We start from the raw sequence: 13,037 nt of genomic DNA on the forward strand, positions 1-13,037 counted from the left end.
TCTATGATAAATGCCATTTCATAGTATTCATGGAGGGATTTAAGAATTTTTTTGGGTTATAAATCCTCCTCACCAAAGGCAAGTATTAGGAGTATAAAGCCCACAAAGGTAAAGAAGAAGGATACCCAGCTGCCAATCTGATGAGGGCCATCATTGGCATTGATTCTTGGGAACATGTCATAGTCCAGAAATGTCGGAATTGAAATTATAAGAAATACTATCCCAGTGTACATCAGGTATTTTGATCTCTTTTTCATCTTTTTAAACCATTCCATTGGTGATTCCGTCATAATATTGCACCCCCTAAAGCCGCAAAGGTAAATATGTAAAGCAGTATCGGCGTTATAATTGTCCTTCTTGATATCTTTCCATTGGTTGATTTATTATGGGCTATGGATATACCCAGAAGTATAATGGATATGAAGATGAATACCAGGGCTATTACCAGAAGTCCCTCCTCATATACACCGAAATTGCCAAATACGGGCGATATCATGGTGTAAGGCTGTTCATGGTAAAGTTTTCCCACAGGCTTTATCAGTATAGCATAAAGCACAAATGGCACACTTCCAATCCAGTAGGCAATCATCGCATAATAATATAAATATAATGATTTTTTATCCATTTTACACCCTCTCCTTTATGGTTCTCTGCATTATCATAAATATTATGGCAGCGAACAAAAATAAATTTATTACCAGCGTTATGGCCCAGTACCTCTCATATGCGTATGGCTTCACCTGCGTGAAATACCACATTAGAGGATCAACGACCACAAGCTGGATTACACCAATTAAATAAATTATGTTCTTAGTTTGCATTTGCATCACCGTCCTTCTTTGCAAATCTCATGGCGTATACTGGCAGGAATGAAATCAATGTTAGTGACCACCACAGGTATTCTGTTAGAAGCCTTGTCTGGGTAAGACCTGGCTGTGAGTATCCCCATATTGTCATAACTGCAAGTCCTAAAACTAAATAGACACCGAATGCTGTTATCCATGGCCTTTCAAGGACACCTTTTTTATGGTACCTGTCTATGAATGGTATTATCAGTATGAATATTAGTATGCCAATAATTAATGGTACACCACCGGTGCTTAGCCCGTAACCTGCGACATCCATTAGCTTATATACAGGTGTAATGTACCAGTCAGGCACAGGGAAGGTGCCGTATGCCAGTGAACCATATCCAAGCGTTAGTTTCTGCGGGAATGCAGCTGCGAATATTATGATTACACCTATGATTATTATTGCAGAGAATACTGCATATAAAAGATTTGTTGGGTACCATGGTATCATTTTTCCCTTTTCTGTTTTATCGTCATTTGCAAGGCCGGACCTTTCAAAGAGCATGAAATGCACCGCGAATATTGCAAGCATTAGCGTGGAAAAAACTGCAACGTGTAATGCCAATAGATGTGAGAATGTGGCTGTGGTTGTATAATTACCAACAAGTATTCCCTCAAGCCAGTTTATAAATGCACCAGGGAGTATTCTGCCAAGAACACTTCTCTGCATGAACAGCAATCCTATATGCAGGGCTGCCATTGCTATTGCAGTGTTTGCCAGCATATAACCGAGTATGGCAGTAAGTATTGTGAGCAAAAATAAAACGACACCGAGAATCCACTGAAGCCATCTCCATTTTCCACGGTATGACCCGACAAGCCACTGCCTCATCATATGGAAATACACAAGGCCGATCATTGCATATGCCATGTACAGATGTGATGTTAATATAATATGGCCAAACGGAACATCATCTATTATGTATTCTGTTGCCCTGTAGGGGTCAACCTGGCTGTAATAAAAGAATATAATAATTCCTGTTACTATCTGATATATTAAAGCCGTTGCAACCCATGCACCGGTCCACTCATCTATTCTGTAACCTTTGGTTGTAACTGACCTGAATCCTATTTTATATGTACCTTCCGGCAGATCTTTTTCTTCTTCCATTATTTTCGTTAAATCATACTCATTTTTTTCATATTCTGCTTTTTCCATTTTTTACTCACCCTTTATGGAAGCCTGTGGAAATTACCCTTCCATGGTCCGGAATTGCTTACAACCACTGTTTTATATAAAACCACAGAGCCATTTACCTGATTTACATCAAAGCTGCTTGGAGCACCGGTCTCAATATTTGAAGGTGTATCCTTGTATGTATAAATTGTGCTGGGAATTGATTGTGTTGACGTTGGTATTGCGGTTCCGCCTGTTAGGTTTTCCTTTTTAACCTGCGGGCCATAGGTCTGGCCTCCGGGATACTGCAGGTGTGTCCTTATCACAGCATTTTTGGAATTTATACCGTAGGCAAAAATATAACTACCGGTAAATGTAGAAGGGTCGTCAAGAGAAGAATCAGGGCTGTTATTTGTGGCAAGCATTATCTGCGGTAATGAGTGGTTTGCCGGACTTGGTGCTGCTCCATTGTTATATAAATTGCTGCCACCCCATACAGGGTTGTACTGGCTTCCATGGCATTTGCAATATATAAGGCCATTGGTTGGCCACTCAAAAACACCAGTGCCGTTGGTCTTATATCCAACAAGCTGGGCCTCAAATGGTATGCTTTTCCCTGGATGATAATCAAGAAATGGTGGCACACACCCAAGGTGCTGGCATATCCCACTTAATGCTATTATAGATATATCATTAAAAGGATCATAAATAACCCCTGTCATTGGAGCCTTTGAGGATGGGGACACTGGGGCAAAACCGCTTGTGGGCACTATGCTATCCTCAGGTGTTGTTATTTTAACACCCTTAATGGCTATCAGAAATGTCGGCTCATCCTGAAGTGGATAATTAAAAACCAAAATATTTGCACTGGTTGCCGTGGAAGACACGGCGTACTGTTCAACATCCGCAACCGTAATTGGATTTCCCTGCGGGTCCTCGAGTATGGCAAGTGGATAATTATCCATCACAGGAATTCCACGGTCCTTTGGAACAACATATCTCTCAAAGGAAAGCCCACCAACAAGAAGCGCGGCCACTGAGAGACCGGCACCTTTAAGAAAGGCCCTTCTTTCAGGCTCTGGAACTGCATTATTACCTTTGTTCATAATCAGTTTAATTATTGTTTATATAAATATTTTGTCATTAAAAAAATCAAATTATCAATATATAAAATAAAAATTACGTTTTTCATCTTATTATATTTATTTCCTTCTTATTATTACCTGTATTTGCTCTTAACTTTTACTTTTTCTATATAATTTTAATATCATTATATAATTTTTATATGTAGTACATCACAGAATTTTCATCATGTTTTTCACGGTATTTTAAATAAAAATGAATAAAAAATATTTTTGAAAATCAATAAAATCAGGCATTTTTAATGGTTTTGGCGTTTAGAAATATTTAAATATTATCCATTAAATACAGTATTAGTGATCATTAATGTTTGATGCACCAATGGATTGGTTGATAATTATAGTTGTTGCCCTTATCATTTTCGGCGGCACAAAAAAGATACCTGAAATGGCCAGAAATCTTGGAAAGGCCACAGGGGAATATAAAAGAGGACAGATGGAGATAGAAAACGAATTAAAAAATAGCATGAATTCCTCTGCACCAAAGCCCGAGGGCCAGGTTGACTACATGAAAATTGCACAGGACCTTAACATAGACACAAACAATAAGACAATAGACCAGATAATAAAAGAGATAAATGAGAAATTAAACAGAACACCCGAAACAAAGACAAATTAATATGGACAACGAGTTAATTCAGTATTTCTTAAAATATTCCGATGAGATAAGATATAGGTTAATAAGAATCCTTGCTGTTTTTGGCGTATTTTTTGTAATTTTTGTGGTATTTCAGGTAAAATATATAATTTTTTTGGGCCACAGATTCCTTTTCATATATCCTGATCCGTATGACAATATTGGTGCACAGGCCCTATTACTGTTACGTGACCATATACTTCCAAGCGGTACAAAGCTGCTTATAATAAAGCCGGTGGATGGTGTGATGGCTGATTTTTACACATGTATTGCACTTGCAGTTATGATATCAATGCCGGTCATTATTTATCATGTGGCTAAATTTGTAACCCCCGCATTAAAGGAAAGCGAGGTTGCCCTTTTAAAATCCATAATAATTCCTGCATCATTATTATTTTTCGCAGGTGCATTTGTTGGTGTGTATTTCATTGCACCTGAACTCTTCAGAATATTTACCGCATTTGATGTTGGCCTTGGTGCATCGCCAACAGTAAGTGTTTCAAGCTTTACATCATTTTTATTCATGTACATAATTGCCTTTGGATTATCCTTTGAGATACCTGTTTTTATGACAGGTTTAAGCAGGTTTGGAATAGTTACAGCAAAAACCTGGAGGGAAAACTGGAGATATGCTGTCATAGGAGCTTTGGTTTATGGTATGATATTTTCTCCAGGGGTAACAGGATTTACAATGGTAATCATAGCAATACCAATGATTGCACTATATTTTGGTGGAATATACTTCGCAGAAAAGGCTGAAAAGAAATTTGAGAGCTCTGAAAATCCATCAGGCAGTGCCGACCAGTGAAAGACCCCTAATTACAATTTTTCCAGATATTCCATCCTTTATAACAACTCTGTCCCTTTCATGACTTATTGAGTTATAAATATCCTTAGGAATCTCTATTTTTATATCCTTATCTATTTTAAATGAATCCTTGTACTTAAAATCACTATTTATTTCATATGATGGTTTTTTTATAAGCTGGCACATATTGTCAGTGCATGGTCCCTGTTCAAGTGTAATTTTTAATAATAACACATTATTCTGTAAAATTTTTTTAATACCCTCACTTACCATTATTTTGCCGTTTCCTGCATCATACTCAAACATATATTAGCATATTTTTACATTATAAATACATTTTTATTTATATTGAAGTGTTGTACCAAATATTTTAATGCATTGTGCACAATATAGGGCAAAAATATATACATTATAATTAATTATATATCATGGAATCAAAAAATCTTACAATAAATGAGTCGAGAATTCTCAGGGAGTTGATTAAAAATTCAAGACAGAATATTTCAGAAATATCAAGGAATTTAAATTTAAGCAGAAATACTGTTGCATTAATAATAAAAAAACTGGAAAATAGTGTGATAGAAAGCTACACTGTAAATATAAAACAGAATACAGAAAGCAATTATATTATTGCCATTGTGAAAAGCCTTGACGGCATAAAAAAGGAATTATTAACAGAATATTTTGAGCTAACCAATGGAAAATATATGGTCATTTCATCGGATTCAAATTTTTTAAATAACCTGAATTATGATGAAATACATATTGCCAGGCATAGAGAGAGGGGGTCTGAAAATTTTAATATTGATCTTTACTGCGATTTCTGCGGTGGCAAAATAGTATCCGTTCCAAAAACGTATGAGATAAACAGAAAAAAATATTACTTTTGCTGTGATACATGCAAATCAACATTTATTAAAAGACAAAATGCACTGGAAAAATATTAAATTTTAGCATTATGCAATATAAATCGATTTATACTCTGTATATATAATTAGATTATGGCAAATATAGATCCTGTATGCGGAATGAAGGTTGATAAAAAGATAGAGGCAGAATATAATGGGAAATCTTATTACTTTTGCTGTGAACACTGCAAGAATGAATTCCTTAAGAATCCAGTAAAGTATACAAGGTAATTTTAATGGCAATAGACCCTGTTTGTGGGATGTACGTTTCAGAGGATACTGATCTCTATCTTGATAAGGATGGAACAAGATATTACTTCTGCTCAACTGGCTGTCTTGAAAAATTTAGGGAGCCAGAAAGGGAGGAAAAATCGTTAAAAATTAGGTTAATTGTAGCCTGGTCATTTTCAATTCCCATATTAATACTAAATTATGCTCTAGTATCACCGTACAGGAATTACATACTGCTTTTGCTGGCACTGCCAGTACAGTTTTATTCCGGACTTGGCTTCTATCATGGTGCGTATGGGGCCATTAAAAATAGATCAGGAAACATGGATTTGCTGATAACTCTCGGAACATTAACGGCATTTATTTTTTCATTATTCATTACATTTGATGGTAATGTTTTTCCAGTTAAATACACATATTATGATGCATCAGTTTTTATTATCACATTGATACTAACAGGTGGTTATATAGAAAGCCTGACAAAGAGGGCAGCAAACTCATCTGCCCACAGGCTTTTGGAATTAATACCAGAAAGTGTCCATATGTATAGCAATGGTAATGTACATGATGTGGCCTATGAAAATATTAAAACAGGGGATGCCATTCTAATAAGACCCGGAGAGAATATTGCAGTGGACGGAACAATAATAAAGGGTACAACAGAGGTGGACGAATCAATGATAACCGGTGAACAGATGCCGGTACTAAAGCACGAAAATGACAATGTTTATTCAGGCACAAAAAATATAAATGGTAGCATAATTGTAAAAGTTAACGCGGTGGGCCCAAATTCAACTGTTAATAAACTGTATTCATTAATACAGATGGCAGCAATGGGAAGGGCAAAAATTCAGCGCATTGCCGATGTATTTTCATCGTATTTTGTTCCGGTTGTTATATCAGCAGCACTTGGCTCTTCAATATTCTGGTTTATTTATTTAAATCATGAGGGGGACCCCATATCCTTAATAATATCTGTCCTTGTTTTTGTTTCAGTTATAGTTATAGCGTGTCCATGTGCCATAGGACTTGCTGCACCAATTACGTTGCTAATATCATCAAATGAATCACTTGAAAATGGAATAATAATTAAAAATTCAAGTTCCATGGATCGTTTATCGCACATAAACATGGTAATCTTTGATAAAACTGGAACCCTAACAAATAACAGCCCAAATGTGTCATACATGAGGTATTATGGCGATAAGATGCTTGTCAACTCCATGTTAATTTCTATAGAACAGGCATCGAATCATCCGGCTGCACGTGCAATTGTTAATTACATTAAGGAACTCCCACATGACACCTATACAATTAATGATATAAAGGAGATACCGGGATTTGGCATTAAGGGTGCTTTTAATGGCCGTGAAATCTCTGTTACCAGGGATGGCAATTTTACCGTGCTAAATTACAATAACGAAAAACTTGCCGAAATAAAAATAGAATATAAATTAAGGGATAGTGCAAAAATCGCTGTTAAAAAGCTTATTAAAAATGGAATTGATGTTGCAATTGTAACCGGCGACAGCAAGGAGAATACAGTAAACATTGCACATGATCTTGATATCAATAAATATTATTATAATATCAAACCAGACCAGAAGGCAGAAATAGTAAAGAAGATGCAGAGGGATGGAAAATATGTAATGTTCGTTGGCGATGGCATAAATGATACAATTGCAATGGAGGCTGCCGACGTTGGTGTATCAATGTCCTCAGGTTCTGACATAACAAAAGAAAATGGTGATATTATACTATTAAAGGATGACCTAAAAAACGTTTATAATATGATTATCATTGGAAGAAAAACAATTAAAAAGGTAAGGCAGAACATAGGATGGGCAATTGGATATAACTCGGCACTTATACCTGTTGCGGCCGGCATACTTGTTCCACTGTTCGGGCTTTCTATATACTTTGTGCTTCCAATACTTGCAGCACTTGCAATGGGTATGAGTTCCACAACGGTTGTTTTAAATTCCCTAAGAATAAAGAAATCAATTAGAAGGTCAATAAGTTTATAAAAACAAAATAATTAACTTATACATGAAGATAAGCATAAATGCATTTGAAAATGGTAAAAGGATACCGGTAAGGTTTACGTGTGATGGCGATGATATATCCCCGGAAATACATGTTTCAGGTATACCGGAGGGGAAGCATTATATGATTATTATGAATGACCCTGATGCTCCTGTGGGACTATTTACCCACTGGATAATATACAATATACCGGCATCTGTGAATATACTGCATGAGGATATTGATAAAAATTCAATAACCGAGGATGGGTTTTATCAGGGTAAAAACGATTTTGGAAAAACTGGTTATGGAGGACCATGCCCACCAAAGGGCAATGGCCCGCACAGATATTTTTTCAACCTTTATGTGCAGGATAAAAGAATAGACAGGGACAAAATCTCTGTGGCTGAGGCATATAATACTGTAAAAAATAAGGAGAAGACAACATATATGGGTGTATATGAAAGATTATAATTTTTCAATATTTTCAAGAATCTCCTTTAATTTATCAAATGCCTCAGGGAAATCTGGTCTTGTAATGCATACCCTTAGATATGTTCCAGTAACTCCAAATAATCTTGCGGGAACAGCACTAACCCCATTTTTCGCAAGGATATCGCTTAATTTATCTGAATCCATTTTTGTATATTCTGAATAATCAACGAAGGATACTGGAACATTTAGTGGCTTTATATTTTTATAGAATTTTAATTTCCCCATGTTATTAATTAATATCCTGTGATTTGAACTTACAATACCCCTGACAAATGATGCAATTTTATCATGATCCCTCAAGATCTTAACGCCTGCAGACACATTTATATATGAAACATTCTCCACCACAAGGCCCTTATAACCATATATGTCAAGTGCTGATTGCCTATCAGGGGCAATAATGTAACCAAGCTTAAGGTCATCCCCGGCATAAAACTTTGTAAATGTATTTATTAAATATCCTGAGTCATGCCTAAATTTATTCAGGTCAGAATAAAATTCATAAAATGTTTCATCTATAACGGCAGTTTTATAACCGCCTTTTAATTCAGGCATGGTACCTGTTGGATTGTTTGGAAGGCTTAATGCATATATCCCATCTTCACCCTTTTTATAACCATAAATTTCAGGTGTTTTATATATTAATTCATATTCTGGAACATTTACATTACAGGTTTTAAAACCCTTTCTCATTAAATCAAGCATTATTAATCCAAAGGCCTCTGTTGCACCATGCGTAATAACTATTCTATCAGGGTCAACATCATGCAAGCTGGCTATTTCATTTATAAAATCCTTTTCCGTATAATGGTCATTGATGTTAAAATATTTCTTTATGTCAAGAACACCGGACATGCCGCTGTTGCTTAAATTATACCCTGCATGATGTGAATCCAGCCATAAACCTGTATCAAACGCCATTATCTGATATTACCAATGGCATATATATTTTTATTGAAGGTGATTTTAAATTTTTATGCATAATATGTTTAAGCAATGATGCAATTATATCTAAAAATGGGAGTTAGAAATTACCTGCTATTTGGTTTGGTTTCCGGATTCATAGCCGCAATTTTCGAGGCTTCTGCATTTTATATTTTTGATGCATTATCTGGAATTAGTATCGGAATACAGTTTACCGATATAGGAATTAAACTCTTCCATTTTTATGGTATCACAGCCCAGTCATCTGGATTATTAATGCATTTTCTAGTTGGCACAGTTGTTGGATTTTTTGCAGCGTTAATATCGTTTTATATTAAACCATTTAATATTTTTAACAGTCGCAAAGGATTTTTAATAGGTTTGCTGGCCGGATTTTTAATACTTATTCTTTTCAGCCTTCCGGTAAATATATTTTTATTGCATCTATATGTTTATGAAAATTATCATAAGGCATCCACACTGTTTTATTATTCCATGCATATATTTTTTGGCATGGTCTGGGGAATATTTCTGGGATTAATAAATAAAAAATATTTTCACAAATAAGCGATATAAATTATAATTATAATCGAATGGATATATTTTTATTTGAGTTTGTCATTAAATAAGCATGGATATAGTTGAAAAAATTGCCGGTGAGATTACAATTTCCGACAATCCTGGAATAACAATAAGAAAATGGCGTGAGGAATTTAACATATCACAGATGGAGCTATCAAGGTTTATGAATGTTTCCCCATCAGTTATCAGCGATTATGAATCAGGCAGAAGAAAATCACCAGGTGCATCATCAATAAAAAAAATTGTAAACGCCATGATAAGCATAGAGGAAAAGCGCGGTGGGCACATACTAAGAAGGTATAACAGCGGAATACCATCAGATGCCCTTCTCGATATAAAGGACTATGACCATGATATTTCATTAGAATATATTCTTCCCAAGATAAGGGGCAAATCATGCTCAAAGGCGGATTTAAAAAGAAATATAAGGGGTTATACAATGATTGACGGCATAAAGGCCATACTTCAGTTCTCATATGCTGAGTATACCAAACTTTATGGGTGGTCAAGCCAGAGAATAATCTTTATAACCGATGTTTCAATAGGAAGAAGCCCAATGATAGCCATAAGGGCTCACCCACTCAAACCGGCGGCAGTGGTTTATATAAAACCGGAAAATGTTGATGAGCTCGCAATTAAATTATCTGAAATAGAAAATATACCATTAATTAAAACTGATATGGATTATAAATCTATATCCGGGGTAATGAATTTGTTAAGATGAGAAAATTTTATTTATATACCAGTCAGGGTCAAATGGCATAATATCATCCATATTCTGGCCTGTGCCAACGAATAATATTGGTTTTTTTATTTCTGTAGATACGCTAATTACAGCGCCACCCTTTGCATCAGTGTCTAGTTTTGTAAGTATAATACCATCAAAGTTAATTTCTCTGGCAAATGTATTTGCCTGTTCTATAACGTCCTGGCCGATCATTGCATCAAGTACAAGAAGGGTTAAATCCGGCTTTGAAACCCTCTTTATCTTCTTCATTTCATCAAGGAGATTTTTATTGGTCTGCATTCTACCTGCAGAGTCTATTAAAACATAATCAAGCGACCTTGCCCTTGCGTGCTCTATGGCATCAAATGCAACAGATGCGGGGTCACTCTTAAAATCATGTTTTATTACCTCCACACCTATATTCTTACCCAGTATTGAGATCTGCTCTATGGCACCTGCCCTGAATGTATCGGATGCCGAGATAACAACCTTTTTTCCATTATTTTTCAGGTAATATGCAAGCTTTGCTATGGTTGTTGTCTTTCCGGTTCCATTTATACCAAGAAACAAAATTATATATGGTTTTTTACCCGGGTTAAGTATATCGAATCTATTTTGATTTTCAGATATTATTTCCTTAATAACATTCTTTAACTCATCCTCAACCGAATAAAAGTCAACCCTTCTTTTTAATTTCCCCATACGTTCCTTTAATTTTTCAGTAATCAGATCCGCGGAATCCAGGGAAACATCTGATTCAAGCAGGATTTCCATTATTTGATTATCAATTTCAGATCTTTTAATAACCCTCTGGTTACCTTCCTTTCCAGTATTTTCTTCATTTACCTGTTTTTCTGATGAAACATCGTTTTCAACAACTGAATTATTATCATTCTGTTTCGAAAATATTTCAGAAAACTTTTTCTTTAACTTGTCAAACATTAATTGCTTCCCCTTGCATTTTGTATTGCATATACAAGTGCATCATAATTGTTTTGAACCTTCTCCTTCTGTTCTATCAGGCTATTATAGGAATCATTTAGATTTTTTATATTTGCCTTCAAATCCTCAAGTGCATCCGCCCTATCCTTTTCTATATAAACATTTGATCCAACAGGAACAAGAATTTTATCTGTATTTAGTGTTGCCCTTGCAAAGAGGCCTGACCCTATTGATATTTTAACATCCTCTGACTTTTGATACTCATTATTTTCCAGTAAGGAGGCGGTTTCAGAGGTTTCCTGAAGTGTCTTTGCAATTATTTCAATCCTGCCATTTATATTTTCGATGAGATTTTTTAAATACTCAAGCTGGTCCAAAACATTTTCCTGATCTGCCATTTTTAATCACCAAACATTTTTTTATTCTCTATTAATGCATCTATAACTGGGATTGAATCACCGGATAAATAATTTATCAATGCACCACCACCTGTTGATACATAATCCATATATTTTCTAAATCCAAATCTATTTACTGCACTAATGGTATGTCCCCCACCCACTATTTTCATTGCACTGCTGTTTGAAATCTCATCAAGGATTTCCCTTGTTCCTATGGAATATTCATTTATTTCATACATTCCCATTGGCCCATTTATAAATATATTTTTGGCCCTTTTAATATAATCCTTAAACTTTTCAATGCTGTTAAAACCTATATCTGCCAGAAGCTCATTATCAGGTACATTATCTTTCAATGTGATATTTTTTTGAGATGGATTTAGTATAAAATCATCAGGTAATATTATTTTTTCAGGATATTTTTCAATTAAATTTCTAGCCATGTCTATTAATTCCAAATAATTTTTGTTATTATTTTTTATAAAGTCAATATTCCGTTTGCCTATGTTTTTTCCTGATGCAAGCAAAAATAAATTGGCTGCCACACCACCGTAAAGAATGTAATCAACTATGCCCTTTTCAAAAAATGACCTTGAAACCTTAACAGCATCTGATACCTTTGAACCGCCAAGAATTGCAATTTTTGGCCTTTGATTTGAATACTTAAACTTATCAAGCATTGATATTTCTCTTTCCATTAATCTTCCCGCAATCATTGGGCCGGATTTTTTAAAACCTATAAGGCTTGTATGTGGCCTGTGAACTGCACCAAATGCATCTATTATATAATAATCAAAGAGTTTTGAAAGATTTTTTACAATATGCGTATTCTCTATTATGTTAAAATTGTTGAAATTTATTGAAACCTCCTCACTGTAAAATCTTGTATTTTCAAGCATTATTATATCGCCCTTCTTCATTCTTGAAACTGCATAATCAACAGAGCTTCCAAAGAGTGAGTCTATGAAAAGTATTTCCCTGCCCATTAATTTTGATAGATACCTGCTATGATATTTTAATGAGGTAAAATCATCATCCCCGGGTCTTCCCTGGTGTGCGGTTATGACGAGTTTTGAATCTGATAATTCATTTATCGTTTCAGAATATGAGTTGAGCCGTGAATCGTCCATAATTTCCTGCGTAATTGGGTTTATGGGTGAATTAATATCAATCCTTAGGTACACGCATTTATTATCAAAATCAAAGTCGTCCATGGTAAAGAATGGGTAATTATTCATGAATCGTAATTC

The 13,037-nt window shown here is 35.1% G+C and carries 18 protein-coding genes; 8 read left to right on the top strand and 10 right to left on the bottom strand.

What is annotated here, in order from left to right; translation table 11 throughout:
* Positions 1-56: 56 nt before the first annotated feature.
* The 5 genes from AOG54_RS03060 to AOG54_RS03080 are packed head-to-tail and all read right to left on the bottom strand — an operon-like array spanning position 57 to position 3,074.
* Complete coding sequence (locus AOG54_RS03060) at positions 57-290, bottom strand: hypothetical protein (protein WP_048101176.1); 234 nt, start codon at positions 288-290, stop codon at positions 57-59.
* Positions 287-625 carry a hypothetical protein gene (locus AOG54_RS03065; protein ID WP_048101175.1) on the bottom strand — a complete coding sequence of 113 codons (339 nt, stop codon included), beginning with the start codon at positions 623-625 and terminating at the stop codon, positions 287-289. Before AOG54_RS03065 ends, AOG54_RS03060 begins: the two co-directional genes overlap by 4 nt.
* A 1-nt stretch (position 626) precedes the next feature.
* A complete protein-coding gene (locus AOG54_RS03070) occupies positions 627-821 on the bottom strand; it encodes a hypothetical protein (RefSeq protein WP_054963799.1) in 195 nt (64 codons plus the stop codon).
* Complete coding sequence (locus AOG54_RS03075; protein ID WP_048101174.1) at positions 811-2,010, bottom strand: cytochrome b; 1,200 nt, start codon at positions 2,008-2,010, stop codon at positions 811-813. Before AOG54_RS03075 ends, AOG54_RS03070 begins: the two co-directional genes overlap by 11 nt.
* Positions 2,011-2,024: 14 nt before the next feature.
* Positions 2,025-3,074 (bottom strand): twin-arginine translocation signal domain-containing protein, encoded by a 1,050-nt coding sequence (locus AOG54_RS03080; RefSeq protein ID WP_048101173.1) that lies wholly within the window; start codon positions 3,072-3,074, stop codon positions 2,025-2,027.
* A gap of 340 nt (positions 3,075-3,414) precedes the next feature.
* Here AOG54_RS03080 and AOG54_RS03085 point away from each other — a divergent pair, with 340 nt between their 5' ends.
* A complete protein-coding gene (locus AOG54_RS03085) occupies positions 3,415-3,726 on the top strand; it encodes a twin-arginine translocase TatA/TatE family subunit (protein WP_048101172.1) in 312 nt (103 codons plus the stop codon).
* 1 nt (position 3,727) lies between these two features.
* Positions 3,728-4,552, top strand: a complete 825-nt coding sequence (gene tatC / locus AOG54_RS03090) for a twin-arginine translocase subunit TatC (protein WP_048101171.1) — start codon at positions 3,728-3,730, stop codon at positions 4,550-4,552.
* Here the strand turns inward: tatC and AOG54_RS03095 are convergent.
* Positions 4,532-4,858 (bottom strand): hypothetical protein, encoded by a 327-nt coding sequence (locus AOG54_RS03095; RefSeq protein WP_048101170.1) that lies wholly within the window; start codon positions 4,856-4,858, stop codon positions 4,532-4,534. The genes tatC and AOG54_RS03095 overlap by 21 nt on opposite strands.
* Before the next feature lie 122 nt (positions 4,859-4,980).
* Here AOG54_RS03095 and AOG54_RS03100 point away from each other — a divergent pair, with 122 nt between their 5' ends.
* The 4 genes from AOG54_RS03100 to AOG54_RS03110 are packed head-to-tail and all read left to right on the top strand — an operon-like array spanning position 4,981 to position 8,190.
* A complete protein-coding gene (locus AOG54_RS03100; protein WP_054964434.1) occupies positions 4,981-5,499 on the top strand; it encodes a TRASH domain-containing protein in 519 nt (172 codons plus the stop codon).
* Positions 5,500-5,553: 54 nt separating this feature from the next.
* Positions 5,554-5,691 carry a YHS domain-containing protein gene (locus AOG54_RS09500; RefSeq protein WP_084779411.1) on the top strand — a complete coding sequence of 46 codons (138 nt, stop codon included), beginning with the start codon at positions 5,554-5,556 and terminating at the stop codon, positions 5,689-5,691.
* 5 nt (positions 5,692-5,696) lie between these two features.
* Complete coding sequence (locus AOG54_RS03105) at positions 5,697-7,718, top strand: heavy metal translocating P-type ATPase (protein WP_048101168.1); 2,022 nt, start codon at positions 5,697-5,699, stop codon at positions 7,716-7,718.
* Between the two features lie 22 nt (positions 7,719-7,740).
* On the top strand, positions 7,741-8,190 hold the full coding sequence (locus AOG54_RS03110; protein WP_055032400.1) for a YbhB/YbcL family Raf kinase inhibitor-like protein: 450 nt from the start codon (positions 7,741-7,743) through the stop codon (positions 8,188-8,190).
* Here AOG54_RS03110 and AOG54_RS03115 read toward each other — a convergent pair.
* Positions 8,185-9,132 (bottom strand): hypothetical protein, encoded by a 948-nt coding sequence (locus AOG54_RS03115; RefSeq protein ID WP_048101166.1) that lies wholly within the window; start codon positions 9,130-9,132, stop codon positions 8,185-8,187. The genes AOG54_RS03110 and AOG54_RS03115 overlap by 6 nt on opposite strands.
* Before the next feature lie 96 nt (positions 9,133-9,228).
* Between AOG54_RS03115 and AOG54_RS03120 the strand changes: the two genes are divergently transcribed.
* On the top strand, positions 9,229-9,702 hold the full coding sequence (locus tag AOG54_RS03120) for a hypothetical protein (protein ID WP_236692449.1): 474 nt from the start codon (positions 9,229-9,231) through the stop codon (positions 9,700-9,702).
* 64 nt (positions 9,703-9,766) lie between these two features.
* Positions 9,767-10,441 (top strand): helix-turn-helix domain-containing protein, encoded by a 675-nt coding sequence (locus AOG54_RS03125; RefSeq protein WP_048101164.1) that lies wholly within the window; start codon positions 9,767-9,769, stop codon positions 10,439-10,441.
* Here AOG54_RS03125 and ftsY read toward each other — a convergent pair.
* The 3 genes from ftsY to AOG54_RS03140 are packed head-to-tail and all read right to left on the bottom strand — an operon-like array spanning position 10,433 to position 13,025.
* Complete coding sequence (gene ftsY, locus AOG54_RS03130; RefSeq protein WP_054964435.1) at positions 10,433-11,386, bottom strand: signal recognition particle-docking protein FtsY; 954 nt, start codon at positions 11,384-11,386, stop codon at positions 10,433-10,435. The genes AOG54_RS03125 and ftsY overlap by 9 nt on opposite strands.
* Positions 11,386-11,784: a prefoldin subunit alpha gene (gene pfdA, locus AOG54_RS03135; protein ID WP_048101162.1), complete on the bottom strand. Its 399-nt coding sequence runs from the start codon at positions 11,782-11,784 to the stop codon at positions 11,386-11,388. The genes ftsY and pfdA overlap by 1 nt, the downstream gene beginning before the upstream one ends.
* A gap of 2 nt (positions 11,785-11,786) precedes the next feature.
* Positions 11,787-13,025: a phosphoglycerate kinase gene (locus tag AOG54_RS03140; RefSeq protein ID WP_048101161.1), complete on the bottom strand. Its 1,239-nt coding sequence runs from the start codon at positions 13,023-13,025 to the stop codon at positions 11,787-11,789.
* Positions 13,026-13,037: the final 12 nt, after the last annotated feature.

Source organism: Acidiplasma aeolicum, from assembly GCF_001402945.1.
Classification (GTDB): domain Archaea; phylum Thermoplasmatota; class Thermoplasmata; order Thermoplasmatales; family Thermoplasmataceae; genus Acidiplasma; species Acidiplasma aeolicum.

Excerpts from the sequence above, each read along its gene's own strand:
- AOG54_RS03075 (WP_048101174.1), bottom strand. The coding sequence starts at position 2,010 with ATGGAAAAAGCAGAATATGAAAAAAATGAGTATGATTTAACGAAAATA.
- AOG54_RS03095 (WP_048101170.1), bottom strand. The coding sequence starts at position 4,858 with ATGTTTGAGTATGATGCAGGAAACGGCAAAATAATGGTAAGTGAGGGT.
- AOG54_RS03110 (WP_055032400.1), top strand. The coding sequence starts at position 7,741 with ATGAAGATAAGCATAAATGCATTTGAAAATGGTAAAAGGATACCGGTA.
- AOG54_RS03065 (WP_048101175.1), bottom strand. The coding sequence starts at position 625 with ATGGATAAAAAATCATTATATTTATATTATTATGCGATGATTGCCTAC.
- AOG54_RS09500 (WP_084779411.1), top strand. The coding sequence starts at position 5,554 with ATGGCAAATATAGATCCTGTATGCGGAATGAAGGTTGATAAAAAGATA.
- AOG54_RS03100 (WP_054964434.1), top strand. The coding sequence starts at position 4,981 with ATGGAATCAAAAAATCTTACAATAAATGAGTCGAGAATTCTCAGGGAG.
- AOG54_RS03060 (WP_048101176.1), bottom strand. The coding sequence starts at position 290 with ATGACGGAATCACCAATGGAATGGTTTAAAAAGATGAAAAAGAGATCA.
- pfdA (WP_048101162.1), bottom strand. The coding sequence starts at position 11,784 with ATGGCAGATCAGGAAAATGTTTTGGACCAGCTTGAGTATTTAAAAAAT.
- ftsY (WP_054964435.1), bottom strand. The coding sequence starts at position 11,386 with ATGTTTGACAAGTTAAAGAAAAAGTTTTCTGAAATATTTTCGAAACAG.
- tatC (WP_048101171.1), top strand. The coding sequence starts at position 3,728 with ATGGACAACGAGTTAATTCAGTATTTCTTAAAATATTCCGATGAGATA.
- AOG54_RS03105 (WP_048101168.1), top strand. The coding sequence starts at position 5,697 with ATGGCAATAGACCCTGTTTGTGGGATGTACGTTTCAGAGGATACTGAT.
- AOG54_RS03125 (WP_048101164.1), top strand. The coding sequence starts at position 9,767 with ATGGATATAGTTGAAAAAATTGCCGGTGAGATTACAATTTCCGACAAT.
- AOG54_RS03120 (WP_236692449.1), top strand. The coding sequence starts at position 9,229 with ATGGGAGTTAGAAATTACCTGCTATTTGGTTTGGTTTCCGGATTCATA.
- AOG54_RS03115 (WP_048101166.1), bottom strand. The coding sequence starts at position 9,132 with ATGGCGTTTGATACAGGTTTATGGCTGGATTCACATCATGCAGGGTAT.
- AOG54_RS03070 (WP_054963799.1), bottom strand. The coding sequence starts at position 821 with ATGCAAACTAAGAACATAATTTATTTAATTGGTGTAATCCAGCTTGTG.
- AOG54_RS03085 (WP_048101172.1), top strand. The coding sequence starts at position 3,415 with ATGTTTGATGCACCAATGGATTGGTTGATAATTATAGTTGTTGCCCTT.
- AOG54_RS03080 (WP_048101173.1), bottom strand. The coding sequence starts at position 3,074 with ATGAACAAAGGTAATAATGCAGTTCCAGAGCCTGAAAGAAGGGCCTTT.
- AOG54_RS03140 (WP_048101161.1), bottom strand. The coding sequence starts at position 13,025 with ATGAATAATTACCCATTCTTTACCATGGACGACTTTGATTTTGATAAT.